Origin of the sequence: Streptomyces sp. NPDC002054 (assembly GCF_040296685.1) — a bacterium.
Classification (GTDB): Bacteria; Actinomycetota; Actinomycetes; order Streptomycetales; family Streptomycetaceae; genus Streptomyces.
In genome coordinates this window covers 194,591-210,580 of sequence record NZ_JBEOXT010000001.1, presented here as the reverse complement: position 1 = coordinate 210,580, position 15,990 = coordinate 194,591, and the positions used below count along the sequence as shown (strand labels likewise).

The following is a 15,990-nucleotide window of genomic DNA, read 5'->3' as shown; positions in this document are numbered from 1 at the left end:
TTCAGGAGGCGGGGGGTTGGGCGCCCACCAGCCACATGGCGAAGAACTGCGCGCCGCCGCCGTACGCGTGGCCGAGGGCCCGGCGGGCGCCCGGGACCTGGTGTTCCCCGGCCTGCCCGCGCACCTGGAGGGCCGCCTCCGCGAAGCGGATCATGCCGGAGGCGCCGATCGGGTTGGTGGACAGGACCCCGCCGGAGGGGTTGACGGGGAGGTCGCCGTCGAGTTCGGTCGCGCCCGCCTCGGTGAGCTTCCAGCCCTCGCCCTCCGCCGCGAAGCCGAGGTTCTCCAGCCACATCGGCTCGTACCAGGAGAACGGTACGTACATCTCGACGGCGTCGATCTGGCGGCGCGGGTCGGTGATGCCGGCCTGCCGGTAGACATCGGCCGCGCAGTCCTTGCCGGCCTGCGGGGACACGAAGTCCTTGCCGGCGAACAGCGTGGGTTCGGAGCGCATCGCCCCGCCGTGCACCCAGGCCGGCGGGCGCGGCGCACGGGCTGCGCCCTCCCGGTCGGTGAGGATCATCGCGCAGGCCCCGTCGGAGGAGGGGCAGGTCTCCGAGTAGCGGATCGGGTCCCACAGCATCGGGGAGGCCTGGACCTTCTCCAGGGTGATGTCGTGCTCGTGCAGGTGTGCGTAGGGGTTTTTCAGCGCATTGCGGCGGTCCTTGTAGGCGACCAGCGAGCCCACCGTGTCCGGTGCCCCGGTGCGCCGCATGTACGCGCGGACGTGCGGGGCGAAGAAGCCGCCGGCCCCGGCCAGCAGCGGCTGCTGGAAGGGGACGGGCAGCGACAGGCCCCACATGGCGTTGGATTCGGACTGCTTCTCGAAGGCGAGGGTGAGGACGGTCCGGTGCACCCGGGCCGCGACCAGGTTGGCGGCGACGAGCGCGGTGGAGCCGCCCACCGAGCCGGCGGTGTGGACGCGCAGCATGGGTTTGCCGACCGCACCGAGGGCGTCGGCCAGGTACAGCTCCGGCATCATCACGCCCTCGAAGAAGTCGGGGGCCTTGCCGATGACGACCGCGTCGATGTCCGCCCAGGTCAGTTCGGCATCCTCCAGGGCGCGTCGGGCGGCTTCCCGGACGAGTCCGGCGAGGGAGACGTCGTGGCGGGCGGCGACGTGCTTGGTCTGGCCGATTCCGACGACGGCCACCGGTTCCTTGCCCGTGGTGCTCATGCTCGGTCCCCTTCCAGGACGGCGACCAGGTTCTGCTGGAGGCAGGGGCCGGAGGTGGCGTGGGCGACAGCCCGGTCGGACTCGCCGCGGTGGATGCGGGCGGCGGCCTCGCCGATCCGGATCAGGCCGGCGGCCATCATCGGGTTCGCGGCGAGCGCCCCGCCGGAGGGGTTGACGGCGACCGCGTCGCCGAGCCCGAGGGCCTTGCGGAGCACGACCTCCTGGGAGGAGAACGGCGCGTGCACTTCCGCCGTGTCCACCGGCGCCTCGAAGACCCCGGCGCGCTCGGCGGCGATCCGGGTGGACGGGGAGTCGGTGAGGTCGCGCAGGCCGAGCCCGTGGGCCTCGATGCGGTGGTCGATGCCGGTGATCCAGGCGGGGCGCTCGCACAGCCGGCGGGCGGTGTCGCCCGCGGCGAGGATCACCGCGGCGGCGCCGTCGCCGATGGGCGGGCAGTCGCCGGTACGCAGGGGCCGGACCTGGTAGTCGCCCTGCGGGACGGCCCCGGTGAGCTGGGCGTGCGGGTTGGCTTCGGCGTCGGCGCGGCTGCGGGCTCCGATGGCGGCGAGGGCGGGTTCGTCGGCCTCGCCGGCGTCGATGAGGGCCTGGGCCTGGAGTGCGGCCAGGGCCACGGAGTCGGGCCAGAGGGGGGCGAGGTAGTACGGGTCGAGCTGCCGGGTCAGTACGTCGCGTACCGATCCCGGGGAGGACTTGCCGTACGAGTAGACGAGCGCGGTGTCGGCCTCGCCGGTCTGGATCTTCACCCAGGCCTCGTAGAGCGCCCAGGCGCCGTCCATCTCGACATGGGATTCGGAGATGGGCGGCCAGGCGCCGACTCCGTCGAGGGTCATGGTGAAGGAGAAGGCCCGGCCGGCGAGGTAGTCGGAGGAGCCGGAGCAGGTGAAGCCGATTTCACCGGCCTTGAGGCCGGTGGCGGCCAGGACCTGGTGGAGGACCGGCATCACCATCTCGACTTCGCTGAGCTCGTCGGTGCGGCGCAGGTGGTCGCTCTGGGCGAAGGCCACGACGGCCACGTCGCGTGCATGCCTGCTCGTCCTGGGCATCAGATGAGCTCCTTGTACGCGTCGTAGTCCGCGTCCGGTTCGCCGGTGGGCCGGTAGTGGTCGGGGTACCGGCCGCCTTCGGTCCACACCGGTTCGACGCGCAGGCCCATCCGGACCTGGTCGTAGGGGATGCCGCCGATCCGGCCGTGGAGGGCGAGGCCGGCGCCGTCGAGGGCGATGTGCGCGTAGACGTACGGGACTTCGATGTCGAGATTCTTCGCCTTGATGTTGACGATGCAGAAGGTGGTGACGGTGCCGACCGGGCCGACCTCGACCCGGTCGGTGGTGGCGACCCCGCAGGTGGGGCAGGCGCCGCGCGGGGGGACGTACACCTTGTGGCAGGAGGGGCAGCGTTCGCCGACGGTGCGGCGTTCGGCGAGGGCGTTGATGTACGCGGTCTGGGCGCGGCCGGGGCTGTAGGTGTAGTCGAGCCGGGCGGCAGCGATGATGCCGGTGACGGGGTCGGCGAAGCTGCCGTCGTGCGGGGCGGGTTCGCGGGCGGGCGAGGCCGGGCCGTCGTACGGCTCGAAGCAGGCGATGTCGGTGATGGCACCGACGCGTTCGGCGGCCCACCGGATCCGGACCCGCATGCCGGTGCGGACGGCGTCCGGGCCGGGCGCGTCGAGGGCGTGCAGCAGGGCGGTGCCGGCGCCGTCGAGGCGGACCAGCACCCAGGCGAAGGGGGTGTCCAGGGGCTGGTGGGGGCGGGGGTGGTCGTTCCAGGCGAAGGTGGTGACGGTGCCGGTGGGAGCGACCTCGACGAGCTCGCGGATCTCCTCGGCGGTGACGGGGTCGTACTCGACGGGCGGCACCATCACCGTGCCGTCGGCGGTCTTCACGCCGAGGACCACGCGCTCGCGCAGGCCGGTGAGGAAGGCGCTCTGGACGGGGCCGAGGGACCGGGTGAAGGGGAACTCGACGACGAGGGGTGCGCGGAGCACCTCCGGTGGGGACGCGGCTGTCATGGTCGGCTCTCCGAATCTCGGGGCTACGGCGTTATGCCCCGGCGGCGTGTGGGGTACGGGGTCCGGGGCGGAACCCGGGTGGCGCCAGTCGCGCGGCGCGCCGGCTCGGTCGCGGCGGACCGCATGCTGTGCCCGGCCAGGGCTACGCGCGGCGGTATTCGGCGGGGCGCTTTTCTGCGAAGGCGCGGGCGCCTTCCTTCGCGTCGGCGGTGTCGAAGATCGGCCAGCCCCGCTTCAGCTCGGCCGCCAGGCCGTCCGTCTCGGTCATCTCGGCCGTCTCGTAGACGGACGCCTTGACCGCCTCCACGGCGAGTGGCCCGCACGCGTTGATCTGCTCGGCGATCTCCAGAGCCTTGGCCAGCGCCGTGCCGTCGGGCACGACCTGCCCGACGAGTCCGATCCGGGCCGCTTCCGCGGCCGAGTAGGGCCGTCCGGTCAGCAGCATTTCCAGCGCGTGCGTCCGCGGGATCTGGCGCGGGAGCCGGACCGTGGACCCCCCGATGGGGAACAGCCCGCGTTTGACCTCGAACAGGCCGAAGGTGGCGCCCTCGGCCGCGACCCGTATGTCCGTGCCCTGGAGGATCTCGGTGCCGCCGGCCACGCAGTAGCCCTCGACCGCGGCGATCACCGGCTTGCGCGGCCGGTGGTGGCGCAGCATCGCCTTCCAGTGCAGGTCGGGGTCGGCCTTGAGCCGGTCCCGGTAGTGGTCGCCGGCCATGCCCCGGCCGGCAAGGGCTTTGAGGTCCATGCCGGCGCAGAAGTCGCCGCCCGCGCCGGTGAGCACCACCGAGCGGATGCCGTCGTCCGCGTCCGCGGCAAGCCAGCCGTCGTAGAGCCCGACCAGCAGCGGCAGCGAGAGCGCGTTCTTCGCCTCGGGCCTGTTCATGGTGAGCACCAGCGTGGCGCCGTGGCGTTCCACGCTGAGGTGTTCCGTCCCACCCATTGCCGTCCTCCCGTCTCAAGACCTAGAACAGGTTGCAGGAGGGGCGGGTGCAGTTCAATAGGTTTCTGACACCCAGTCAGATTTCTTGTGCTGCGCCCTTCCCAGTTGGGGTGGGCGGCGCTCTAATGACCGCCACTGGATGGAGAGGTCAGGAGGAACGGTGGAGTACAACCTTGCCGACCTGTTCGAGTCGGTGGTCGACGTGGTGCCGGACCGCGAGGCTCTGGTGTACGTGGACCACCCCGGGACCGGTGCCGAACGCCGGCTGACCTACCGGGAGCTGGACGAGGCCGCGAACCGACTCGCCCACCACCTGCTGGACAGCGGTCTCACCGCCGGCGAGCACCTCGGCCTGCACCTCTACAACGGGGTCGAGTACCTCCAGACGGTGCTCGCCTGCCTCAAGGCCCGGCTGGTCCCGGTCAACGTGAACTACCGGTACGTGGAGGAGGAGCTGGTCTACCTCTACAACGACGCCGATCTCGCCGCGCTGGTCTTCGACGCGGAGTTCACCGAACGGGTGGCGGCGGCACTGCCGCAGACCCGGAAGCTGCGGCACCTGATCCGGGTGGGGACGGTCCCGGACGGGGCGCCGGCCCTGACTGCCGTACCGTTCGGGCAGGCCGAGGCGGCCGGATCCGCCGGGCGGGGCTTCGGGCCGCGCTCGGCCGACGACCTGTTCATCATCTATACGGGCGGCACCACCGGCATGCCCAAGGGCGTGATGTGGCGCCAGGAGGACCTGTTCTTCGCGGGGCTGTTCGGCGGGGCACCGTCCGGCGAGCCGGTGAAGCGGCCGGAGGAGCTTGCGGAGCGGGTGGCCGCGGGCGGCGCGGGGCTGACGTTCTTCCCCGCTCCTCCGCTGATGCACGGCACATCGACGCTCACCTCGTTCGTGGCCTTCAACTACGGGCAGCGGATCGTCATCCACCGCAAGTACGCGCCCGAGGAGGTGCTGCGCACCATCGAGAAGGAGAAGGTGTCGAGCATCTCCCTGGTCGGCGACGCGATGCTGCGGCCCCTGATCGACGCGCTGCGCGGCCCGCTGCGGGGCACGGACCTCTCGTCCCTGTTCAGCATCTCCTCGTCCGGGGCGATCATGTCGGAGACGGTCCGCGCCGAGCTGCGGGAACTCGTGCCGAACGCCCTGCTCCTGAACAACTTCGGCTCCTCGGAGTCGGGCTCCAACGGCAAGGCGACGGACGACTCGGGGCCGGAGAAGGGCTTCCGTCTGGAGGTGAACGAGCGCACCGCGGTGGTCGACCCGGCGACGCACGAGCCGGTCGCGGTCGGCGAACCGGGACGCCTGGCCCAACGCGGATACGTACCGCTGGGCTACTACAACGACCCGGTGAAAACCTCCGAGACCTTCTTCCAGCGGGGCGAGGAGCGCTGGGTGCTGCTCGGTGACATGGCCACGGTGGACGAGGACGGCATCGTCACGGTGCTCGGGCGCGGTTCGCAGTGCATCAACACGGGCGGCGAGAAGGTGTATCCGGAGGAGGTCGAGCAGGCCCTGAAGTCGCATCCGGACGTGTACGACGCGCTGGTCGCGGGCGTCCCGGACGCGAAGTGGGGCAGCCATGTGGCCGCAGTGGTGCAGATGCGACCGGGCGCGCCGGAGCCGACACTGGACGAGATCCAGCTCCACTGCCGAACCCGGCTGGCCGGGTACAAGATCCCCCGCCAACTGGTGGTCACCCCGTCAATCCAACGCTCCCCAAGCGGCAAGGCAGACTACCGCTGGGCAAAAGCAGTAGCCACGGAGGCGAACACGCCCTGACCCACGGTGTGGGCAATCGTCCCGCAGGGCGGGACGGGTGGGCACACCGGGACACCCCGCTCCGCACCCTGACCCCGCTGAACTCGAAGCCCCCGCTTGCCCCGTCACGGTGCCGGGGCCCGGGCCTCGCCGCCCAGGGCAGCGGCCTTCACGCCATGAGCCCGAACCAATGGCAGCAAGGCCGCCGCCCCAGCCAACGCCAACCCCGCCGCCACCCGCAGCACCGCCTCGATCGCAGGCCCATCAGCAGCAGCCGCCTCCGCCGAGCCACTCAGCGCTTCCAGCACGGTCGTAGCCACAGCCACCGCCATCGCACCGAACAGCACCAGCGAGGTCAGCACCAGCCCAGAGGCCGCGGCCAGTCGGCCGGCCGGCACGTACGACTGGGTGGCAACCTGGGTCAGCGCCCAGCCCAGGCCGAGGCCGAGCCCCACGACGACGAAGACGGCCGTGTACAGGGCGATCGGCGTGGTCCAGGTGAGGGCGAGCAGGCTGAGCCCGCTCAGCACCATCCCGGCCGCCATCAGGAGCTCCGCCCGCCACCGCCGGGCGAGGTGCCCGGACCAGTAACTGGCGGCGCCCGCTCCGCAGGACAGGGCCAGGAAGACCAGCCCCGAGTCCAGCGGGGAGAGCCCGCGGGCCTGCTGGAGGTAGAACGCGGACAGTACGGCGACCAGGCAGTAGACGATGTTGGACACCGAGCCGGCCAGGGTGACCGTCACGAACGGGCCGTTGCGCAGCAGGGCGAGGTCCAGCAGCGGCTCGGCGGTCCGCCGCTCGATTGCCAGGAAGGCCGCCAGCAGCAGGACGCCCGACGCCCAGCAGGCCAGGGTGGCCGGCGAGGCCCACCCCCAGCGACCGCCCTGGTCCACCGCCAGCATGATCGCGGTCAGGCCGGCGGCAATGGTGACCGCCCCGGGCAGGTCCAGGCCGCGGCCGGCCTGCTCGTCGCGGGTGTCGGCGACGAAGCGCAGCAGGAGGACGATCGCGGCGGCGCAGAAGGGCACGTTCAGCAGGAAGACCGCACGCCAGCTGACGTGTTCGGCGAACGCCCCGCCGACGAAGGGGCCGAGGGCCGTGCCGATCGCGCTGAAGGCCAGTACGGTACCGACCGCCCGGCCCTGCCGGTCGTCGCGAAAGTAGGCGGTGACCACGGCCACGGCGACCGGGAAGACGAGGGCGGCCGTGACGCCCTGGACCACCCGGCCGGCGACCAGCCAGGGCACGTTCTGCGCCGCGCTGCACAGCACGGACACCACCGCGAAGCCGGTCAGCCCGCAGATGGCGACGGTGCGCCTGCCGTGCACATCCGCCGCCCGACCACCAATGATCATGAATGCGCCGAGGGTCAGCATGTAGCCGCTGACCAGCCACTGCAGATCGGTGGTCGGGGTGCCGAAGTCCCGGGCGATCACGGGCAGCATCAGGTTGAGGGCGAACCAGTCCATCTGGACGAGCAGCATGGAGATGGAGGCGGCTGCGATGACCGCCCGGTCCCGGCCCGAGAACATCTCCGGGCCTCCCTTCGCCGGGGTCCCGCTTCCGACGGTACGCCAGGCCCCGCGCCCCCGCCGGGCGGGGAGCAGCGGGGCTCTTCCCGGGAGGGGGCTCAGGCGGCGGAGAGGAAGCGTTCCACCCGGGCGGCGAACCACTGCGGGTCGTCCAGCCAGGGGAAGTGCCCGGCCCCCGGCTGGGTGTCCCGGGTGCCGTTCGGGAACAGCGCGGCGAGGCGGTCGGCGAGCTCCGGCCGGGGGTTGCCGTCGTACTCGCCGGACAGGACCAGCACCTGCGCCGTCAGCGCGCGGAGCGCGGCGCGGGTGGCGGCCGGATCGAAGGCGCCGGGGTCGGCGTAGGCCTCTGCCGCCTGCTCGTTCTGCTGCCGGTCGCCGGCCTCGGCGTGCGCCCGTGCCGCTTCGTCCCAGCGGCCGTAGAACACCGGCTGGATCAGCTCCCAGACCTCGTCGTCCTCGGTCTCTCCGGCCAGGAACCGTACGTAGGCGGACGCTGCCGTGTCGTACAGCTCCGTCCCGGCGCGGAGCCGGACCGCCGCGAGCCGGTCCTCGGGGGTGGCCGGCAGGCCGACCGCCGTGGCGTTCGGGGTGACCAGCACCAGCCGTCGCAGCCGCTGCGGATGCGCCGCGGCGTACAGCTGGGCGAGCAGGGCGCCCGCCGAGTGCGCGAGGAGGTCCATCCGGTCCAGGCCCAGGTGGCTGCGGAGGGCTTCGAGGTCCGCGACCTGGCGGTCCACCCGGTAGGTGGCGGGGTCGGCGGCGACCGCCGAGTCCCCCGTGCCGCGCAGGTCCGGCAGGATCAGCTGTCGGCCGGCTCCGAGGCCGCCCAGGTCGCCCAGGTATTCGGCGGCCCGCATGGGCCCGCCCGGCACGCACACCAGGGGCTCCCCCTCCCCCGTGGTCCGGTAGGAGAGTTTCGTTCCGTCGTACGTCGTGAAGATCGGCATGCGGCACATCATGCCGACGAACGACGAACCACTCGAACGAGTTATTGATTTTCCCGGGCGAGCTCAGGCAATCTACCGAATGATCGGTCGGTCGGGAATCCGGGAGGGGCCATGGGCAGGAGTGAGCAACACCACCACCACGACGGCGGAGACGTCGGCGAGCGGCTGACCCGCGGCGAGCTGGAGGCGCTCCAGCTGGAACGGCTGCGCGCGACCCTGCAGCGGGTCTACGACCGGGTGCCCTTCTACCGGCAGTCCTTCGACCGGGCCGGCCTGCATCCGGACGATTGCCGCTCCCTCGCCGACCTGTCCCGTTTCCCCTTCACCACCAAGGCGGACCTGCGGGAGAACTACCCCTTCGGGATGTTCGCGGTCCCCCGCTCGGAGGTCCGGCGGATCCACGCCTCCAGCGGGACCACCGGCCGGCCCACCGTGGTCGGCTACACCGAGCGGGACCTGGACCTCTGGGCCGATGTGGTCGCCCGCGCCATCCGTGCGGCCGGCGGCCGGCCCGGGGACATGGTGCACATCGCCTACGGATACGGCCTGTTCACCGGCGGCCTCGGCGCCCACTACGGCGCCGAGCGGCTCGGCTGTACGGTGGTGCCGGCCTCCGGGGGCATGACGGACCGCCAGGTCCGGCTGATCCAGGACTTCCGGCCCGAGATCATCATGGTCACCCCCTCCTACATGCTCACCCTGCTCGACGAGATGGAGCGGCAGGGCATAGACCCGCGGACGACCTCGCTGCGCACCGGGATCTTCGGCGCGGAGCCCTGGACGGAGGAGATGCGCCGGGAGATCGAGGACCGGCTCGGCATCGACGCGGTGGACATCTACGGCCTCTCGGAGGTGATGGGCCCCGGGGTGGCGCAGGAGTACGTGGAGACCAAGGACGGGCTGCACATCTTCGAGGACCACTTCCTGCCGGAGGTGGTGGACCCGGTCACCGGCGAGGTGCTGCCGGACGGCGAGCCCGGCGAGCTGGTGTTCACCTCCCTCACCAAGGAGGCGATGCCGGTGGTCCGCTACCGCACCCGGGACCTGACCCGGCTGCTGCCGGGCACGGCCCGGCCGGCCTTCCGCCGAATGGAGAAGGTGACCGGGCGCAGCGACGACATGATCATCCTGCGCGGGGTCAACCTCTACCCGTCGAACATCGAGGAGATCCTGCTCCGCACCCCCGGAATCGCCCCGCACTTCCAGCTCCGGCTGACCCGGGAGGGCCGTATGGACGCCCTGACCGTCCGGGCAGAGGCCCGCCGGGAGGCCGCCGGCCCGGCCGAGCGGGAGGCGGCTGCGGCTGCCGTGGTCCGGGCGGTCAAGGAGGGGGTGGGCGTCTCGGTCGCGGTCGAGATCGTCGACCCGGAGACCCTGGAACGCTCGGTCGGCAAGATCAAGCGGGTCGTCGACCTCAGAAACCCCTGACCCGCCCGGCGCTGACCGGCCCTGACCGGACCGCGGGCCGCACCACCCCTTGGTCCGGGCGGGCCACCCCTTCGGGCGCACTTCGGGCGGGGCGCCGGGGCGGGCGGGCGGGTGCCGGGTAGGGCACCGGTGTGACCTCGATCCTCCGGCGGCTGCACGACCGGCTCCGGGCCTCCCCCGCCGGGCTGGCCTGGAGCCGCGGCCGTGAGATCGAGCTGATGCACCGGGCCATGGGCTTTGCGGCCCTCGGCTTCCTGACCCTGGTGCCCCTGCTGGTCGTGGTGGCCGCGGCGGCACCCGGCAGCGGGCAGAACTTCGGCCGCTGGCTCGGCCAGGCCCTGGGGGTCACCGCCTCCTCGCGGGCCCGGGTCGAGATGCTCTTCGGTGCGGCCGACCTTGCGCTGGAGCGGACCACCGCCTTCGGTCTGGCCCTCCTCGCCGTGTTCGGGCTGACCTTCGGCTCGGCCGTCCAGACCGGGTACGAGAAGGTCTGGGACCTGCCCACCGCCCGCTGGCACACCATGTGGCGGCATGTCATCTGGCTGGCCCTGCTGGTCTGCTACCTCGCCCTGCTGGTCATCATCCCCGCGCCCTCCCGCAGCACCCTCGGCTCGCTCTCCGGCGCGGTCGGCGACCTCCTCGGGACCTGCCTGTTCTTCTGGGGCTCCCAGCGGATGCTGCTCGGCGGCCGGGTCCGGTGGCGGGCCCTGCTGCCCGGGGCCGTCGCGACCAGCATCGGCCTGCTCGGCCTGCGGATCTTCTCTCAGCTGGTGTTCTCCCCGCTGATCGCCTCGAACGCCGTCACCTACGGCCCGTTCGGCACGCTGCTGGTGGTGCAGTCCTGGCTGGTCGGCGTCGGGTTCGTGGTCTACGGCGGGGCGCTGATGGGCCGTTTGCTGCACGAGTACCTCACCCTGCGTCGGCTCCGGGAGGCCGAGGTACTGCCGTTCGAATAGGGCCGGTACGGTGGGGCCGCCGATCATCCCGAGGAGCCCACCCCGTGCCCAGCTGGCGCCGCACCCTTGCCGCGGCCGAGATCACCGACCCCGCCCACCGGGCGGACTACACGGCCGCCGCGCGGCGGGTACTGCGCCGTGAGAAGGCCCCGTACCTCGCGCTGCGTCTGCTGGCCGCACCGCCCCTGGTCCCGTACCTGACCGCCGGGCTGGCCTTTATGAACCTGGTCGACGACATCGCCGAGACCGGCTCCCCGCAACAGCGGTCCGAGGGGCTCGCCGCCCTCACCGGACGGGTGGAGTCCGCCCTGGCCACCGGGCACAGCGAGGACCCGGTGCTGCGCGCCTACGCCCACGCGGTCTCGGTCCGTGGTCTGCCCGGCTCCTGGGTGAAGACCTTCCTGGCGGGAGCGGCCACGGCCGAGGCCGGGTTCACCGGGTTCGCCGGCGAGCAGGACTTCCAGGAGTACCTCGACGCCTACGCCTGGCCGGGCATCGTGGTCTTCACCGGACTCCAGTACCCCGGCGGGCCGGACGAGGCCCAGGGCGCGGCCTGGCGGCGCTTCGTGGACGCCGCGCAGCGCGTGGACTTCCTCGCCGACCTGGCCGGCGATCTCGCGGCGGGCCGGCTGTGCCTGCCGCAGGACCGGCTGGCCGCGCACGGGGTGACCCGTACCGACCTGGAGCAGGCGCGGGACACCCCGGGCGTCCGGGCCCTGCTCGCCGCCGAGTGCTCGTGGGCCCGCACCGCGCTCGCCGCAGCCGCCGATGTGGTCGGGCATGCCGATCCCGGGCTGCGGCGGGTGGGCCGCACCATGCTGGAGCTGATGTCCCACCAGCTGACCCTGGTCGAACGGGCCGGACCGGCCGCCCTGCGCACGAACACCGGCTACGGCACCCTCGCCCCGCTCCGCATCCTCGCCCGCACCCCCCATCTTTGAAGGCTCGGTTCGCCTCCGGGGCGCTTGCTGCCGAGCTCACAGGGTCGTGCGTCCTCGAAACGGCTCGTTCCTCACCGTTCCTCCGGGCGCTCGCCCCTGTTCGCTCGGCGCGCCCCTTCGGCTCACTCGCCAGGAGCTCGGCCGGGACACAGGCTGCGGGAGCCGCTCCCTACTCCCCGCCGAACCGGGTCCGGAGCTCCCGTTTGAGGATCTTGCCGCTGGCGTTCCGCGGGAGGGAGTCCACGAACAGGATCCGCTTGGGGGCCTTGAAGTGGGCGAGGTGTTCCCGGGCGTGCGCCAGCAGTTCCGGTTCCGTCACCTCGCCGCGCGGCACCACCACGGCCGTGACCGCCTCGATCCACCGCTCGTCCGGGAGCCCGATGACCGCCGCCTCCGCGACCCCCGCGTGGGTGTAGAGGGCGTCCTCCACCTGCCGGGAGGCGATCAGCACACCGCCCGAGTTGATGACGTCCTTCACCCGGTCGACCACGGTGAAATAGCCCTCCGTGTCCCGGACGGCGAGGTCACCGGAGCGGAACCAGCCGTCCCGGAAGGCCGCCTCGGTGGCCGCCGCATCGTTCCAGTAGCCCTGGCACAGCTGCTTCGACCGGTAGACCACCTCCCCCGGGGTGCCGTCCGGCACGTCCCGGCCGTCCTCGTCCACCACCTTCGCCTCCACATGCCGGACCGGGCGCCCGCAGGACTCCATCCGGCCCTCGTGCTCGGCCGGGCCGAGGACGGTGGCGAGCGGTCCGATCTCGGACTGGCCGAAGCAGTTGTGGAAACCCAGCCCGGGCAGCCGGTCCCGGAGCCGTTCCAGCACCGGCACCGGCATGATCGAGGCACCGTAGTAGGCCTTGCGGAGCCCGCCCAGCTCACGGGCGGCGAACTCGGGGTGGTTGGCCAGCCCGATCCACACCGTGGGCGGGGCGAACAGGCTGTCCGCCCGGCCCGCCTCCACCAGGTCGAAGATCTGCTCGGCGACCGGTGCGTCCAGGATGGTGTTCTCGGCGCCCACCGCGAGGTACGGCAGCAGGAACACGTGCATCTGCGCCGAGTGGTAGAGCGGCAGCGAGTGCACCGGCCGGTCCTCCTCGGCCAGGTCCAGCGCCTCGATCGCGCTCTCGTACTCGTGGCAGAGGGCCTCGTGCGTCATCATCGCGCCCTTGGGGAGGGCGGTGGTGCCGGAGGTGTAGAGCAGCTGGAGGAGGACCGAGGGATCGGCTGACGGCTCGTACGGCGCCGGGGGCGCCTGCCGGAGCGCGTCCAGCGGCCGGACCCGGTACCCGGCGGGGACCTTCGCGCTCAGATCCGGGTCGGCGAGGACCAGTGAACTCCCCGAGTTCTGCAGGATGTACGCGAGGTCGTCCCCCAGCAGGTTCTGGTTGACCGGGACGTGCACCAGCCCGGCCCGGGCGCAGGCCAGGTAGGCGATCAGGTAGGCGTCGGAGTTGTGGGCGAAGGTGGCGACCCGGTCCCCGGCCGCCAGGCCGTACCCGTCGCGCCCGTCGCGGAGCAGGGCCGCCGCGGCGGAGACGGCCGCGTCGAGCGCCGCGTAGGTCCAGTGCCGGTCCCGGTACCGGACCGCCGTCCGCTCCGGGAACCGCTCCGCGCTGTCCCGGACCAGCCCGTCGACGGTGTGGTGGCGCACCTGCTGCTTCATCACGCGAACCTCGTCTCACCGATCGGAGCGGATCGGATACCAAACGGGATGTTGACAGATCATCGGCCCGCCTGCATGAGTGTGGGGGCGTCAATCCTGCTCGAACGCAGGCTACTTGGGAGGTATGTTGCACGCTTCCGATCGACACCCCCGCACCCGCACCCGTTCCGTCCTGCGCCGCCTCGCCGTGACCGGCGCCGCGCTGCTCGCCACCACCGCCGCGGTCCCCCAGGCCGCGGCCGGGGAGTCCGGCACCGCCGGCGACCGGCTCTCCGCCGTCATCCGCTACACCGAGAACGGCATACCCCACATCCTCGCCAAGGACTACGCCAACCTGGGCTTCGGCACCGGCTGGGCCCAGGCGGCCGACCAGGTGTGCGTGCTCGCCGACGGGTTCGTGACCGTCTCCGGTGAGCGCTCCCGCTGGTTCGGCCCGGACGGGGCTCCCGACGGCTCCCTCTCCTCCGCCACCCGGAACCTCTCCAGCGACCTGTACTTCCGCGGGGTCCGCGACAGCGGCACGGTGGAGAAGCTGCTCGCGACGCCCGCCCCGGCGGGTCCCAGCCGGCAGCTGAAGGAGCTGATGCGCGGCTGGGCGGCCGGCTACAACGCCTGGCTGGCCCAGAACAGGATCACCGACCCGGCCTGCCAGGCCGCCGGCTGGGTCCGGCCGGTGACCGAACGGGACGTGGCCGCCCGCGGGTTCGCCATAGCCGTGCTGGGCGGACAGGGCCGCGGGATCGACGCCATCACCTCCGCGCAGCCGCCCGCCGCGGCCGGACCCGGCCCGTCCGGCCCCGGACTGTCCGGCCCCGGCCCCGACCACGAAGCCGCCGCCCGGGCCGCCGCCGAGCTGTTCGACTCCTCCCGCCGGGACATGGGCTCCAACGCGGTGGCCTTCGGCGGCGGCACCTCCGCGACCGGCAGCGGGCTGCTCCTCGGCAACCCTCACTACCCCTGGCAGGGCGGGCGCCGCTTCTGGCAGTCCCAGCAGACCATCCCCGGTGAACTCAACGTCTCCGGCGGCTCGCTGCTCGGCACCACCGTCGTCAACATCGGCTTCAACGACAAGGTCGCCTGGAGCCACACCGTGGCCACCGGCACCCCCGTCAACCTCCACCAGCTGACCCTCGACCCGGCCGACCCGACCGCCTACCTGGTCGACGGGACCTCCGAGCGGATGACCCGACGGACCGTGACCGTGCCGGTCAAGGACGGCGCCCCGGTCACCCGCACCCAGTGGTGGACCCGGTACGGCCCGGTCCTCACCTCCCTCGGCCCCGGCCTGCCGCTCCCCTGGACCGGCGGCACGGCGTACGCGCTGAACGACCCCAACGCGCAGAACCTGCGCGGCTCCGACACCGCCCTCGCCTTCGGCCGGGCCCGTTCGGTGGCCGGCCTCCAGCAGGCCCTGGCCCGCACCCAGGGCCTGCCCTGGGTCAACACGATCGCCGCGGACGCGGCCGGCGGCACCCTGTTCACCCAGTCCCAGGTGCTGCCCCGGATCACCGACGAGCTGGCCGCCCGCTGCTCCACCCCGCTCGGCCGGGCCACCTACCCGGCCTCCGGTCTCGCCGTGCTGGACGGCTCGCGCGCGGACTGCGCGCCCGGCTCGGACCCGGACGCGGTGCAGCCGGGGGTGTTCGGCCCGGCGAAGGCGCCGACGCTGCGCGACGCGCCGTACGCGGTGAACGCCAACGACAGTGCCTGGCTGGCCAACGCCGACCGGCCGGTGCGGGGCTACGAGCGGGTCTGGGGGAACATCGACACCCCGCGCAGCATGCGCACCCGCGGTGCCGTGGAGGACGTCGCGGCGATGGCCGCCCGGGGCCGGCTGACCCCGGCCGACCTGGAGCGGCAGCAGTACGCCAACCGGGTGCCCGCCGGTGATCTGGCGGCGGCCGATGCGGCCCGGGCCTGCGCGGCGCTGCCCGGGGGCACCGCGGCCGCGAGCGACGGCAGCGCGGTGGACGTGTCCGCGGCCTGCCCGGTGCTGGCCGCCTGGGACCGGACGGCGGACACCGGCAGCCGGGGCGCCCTGCTCTTCGACCGGTTCTGGCGGAAGCTGACGGCGGGCACCCCCGCCAAGGACCTGTGGCTGGTGCCGTTCTCGGCAGTCGATCCGGTACGGACGCCCCGTACGCTGAACCAGGCCGCACCCGGCATCGGGCGGGCCCTGGCCGACGCGGTCGTGGAGCTGAAGGCGGCCGGCATCGCCCTGGACGCCCCGCTGGGCGCACACCAGTTCGTGGTGCGGGGCGGGCAGCGGATCCCGGTCGGGGGCGGCACCGAGGCGCTGGGTGTGTGGAACAAGGTCGAGGCGGCGTGGCTGCCGTCCGCCGGGGGCTATGCGGAGGTGGCGCACGGCTCCAGCCACATGCAGGCGGTCGGCTGGGACGGCAGCCGCTGCCCGGTGGCCCGCACCCTGCTGACGTACGGCCAGTCCTCGAACCCGGCCTCGCCGTACCACGCCGACCAGACCCGGCTCTTCTCGCAGGAGCGCTGGGTGAAGGCGCGGTTCTGCGAGCGGGACATCCTGGCCTCGCCGGCCCTGCGGGTGGTCTGGCCGCGCGAGCGCCGCTGAGGCGCGGGCCGGGCTGCCTGCCTGTTCT

12 protein-coding genes are annotated in these 15,990 nt (G+C 72.9%); 5 read left to right on the top strand and 7 right to left on the bottom strand.

Annotated elements, in window-relative coordinates; all coding sequences use genetic code 11:
* Window position 1: 1 nt before the first annotated feature.
* From ABT123_RS00965 to ABT123_RS00950, 4 genes are all read right to left on the bottom strand, one after another.
* Window positions 2–1,177, bottom strand: coding sequence for a thiolase family protein (locus ABT123_RS00965; protein WP_351307756.1), 1,176 nt, complete (start codon window positions 1,175–1,177; stop codon window positions 2–4).
* Window positions 1,174–2,241: a thiolase family protein gene (locus ABT123_RS00960; protein ID WP_351307753.1), complete on the bottom strand. Its 1,068-nt coding sequence runs from the start codon at window positions 2,239–2,241 to the stop codon at window positions 1,174–1,176. The genes ABT123_RS00965 and ABT123_RS00960 overlap by 4 nt, the downstream gene beginning before the upstream one ends.
* The gene (locus ABT123_RS00955) at window positions 2,241–3,206 is read right to left on the bottom strand and encodes a Zn-ribbon domain-containing OB-fold protein (protein WP_351307750.1); all 966 of its coding nucleotides are present in this window, start codon (window positions 3,204–3,206) and stop codon (window positions 2,241–2,243) included. The genes ABT123_RS00960 and ABT123_RS00955 overlap by 1 nt, the downstream gene beginning before the upstream one ends.
* A 142-nt stretch (window positions 3,207–3,348) precedes the next feature.
* A complete protein-coding gene (locus ABT123_RS00950; RefSeq protein ID WP_351307748.1) occupies window positions 3,349–4,149 on the bottom strand; it encodes a crotonase/enoyl-CoA hydratase family protein in 801 nt (266 codons plus the stop codon).
* A 160-nt stretch (window positions 4,150–4,309) separates the two neighbouring features.
* Here ABT123_RS00950 and ABT123_RS00945 point away from each other — a divergent pair, with 160 nt between their 5' ends.
* Entirely contained in the window at window positions 4,310–5,932 is a 1,623-nt protein-coding gene (locus tag ABT123_RS00945) for an acyl-CoA synthetase (protein WP_351307745.1), read from the top strand.
* Window positions 5,933–6,036: 104 nt separating this feature from the next.
* On the opposite strand, the gene ABT123_RS00940 is transcribed toward ABT123_RS00945, so the two are convergent.
* Window positions 6,037–7,443, bottom strand: a complete 1,407-nt coding sequence (locus tag ABT123_RS00940) for an MFS transporter (RefSeq protein ID WP_351307742.1) — start codon at window positions 7,441–7,443, stop codon at window positions 6,037–6,039.
* A 98-nt stretch (window positions 7,444–7,541) separates the two neighbouring features.
* Entirely contained in the window at window positions 7,542–8,390 is an 849-nt protein-coding gene (locus tag ABT123_RS00935) for an alpha/beta fold hydrolase (protein WP_351307739.1), read from the bottom strand.
* Between the two features lie 111 nt (window positions 8,391–8,501).
* Here ABT123_RS00935 and paaK point away from each other — a divergent pair, with 111 nt between their 5' ends.
* From paaK to ABT123_RS00920, 3 genes are all read left to right on the top strand, one after another.
* A complete protein-coding gene (gene paaK / locus ABT123_RS00930) occupies window positions 8,502–9,818 on the top strand; it encodes a phenylacetate--CoA ligase PaaK (protein WP_351307736.1) in 1,317 nt (438 codons plus the stop codon).
* A gap of 131 nt (window positions 9,819–9,949) precedes the next feature.
* Window positions 9,950–10,774 (top strand): YhjD/YihY/BrkB family envelope integrity protein, encoded by an 825-nt coding sequence (locus ABT123_RS00925; protein WP_351307733.1) that lies wholly within the window; start codon window positions 9,950–9,952, stop codon window positions 10,772–10,774.
* 44 nt (window positions 10,775–10,818) lie between these two features.
* Entirely contained in the window at window positions 10,819–11,715 is an 897-nt protein-coding gene (locus tag ABT123_RS00920; protein WP_351307730.1) for a squalene/phytoene synthase family protein, read from the top strand.
* A 169-nt stretch (window positions 11,716–11,884) separates the two neighbouring features.
* Here the strand turns inward: ABT123_RS00920 and ABT123_RS00915 are convergent, their stop codons facing one another.
* Window positions 11,885–13,378 carry a fatty acyl-CoA synthetase gene (locus ABT123_RS00915; protein ID WP_351307727.1) on the bottom strand — a complete coding sequence of 498 codons (1,494 nt, stop codon included), beginning with the start codon at window positions 13,376–13,378 and terminating at the stop codon, window positions 11,885–11,887.
* 124 nt (window positions 13,379–13,502) lie between these two features.
* Here ABT123_RS00915 and ABT123_RS00910 point away from each other — a divergent pair, with 124 nt between their 5' ends.
* Window positions 13,503–15,962 (top strand): penicillin acylase family protein, encoded by a 2,460-nt coding sequence (locus ABT123_RS00910; RefSeq protein ID WP_351307724.1) that lies wholly within the window; start codon window positions 13,503–13,505, stop codon window positions 15,960–15,962.
* Window positions 15,963–15,990 lie beyond the last annotated feature (28 nt).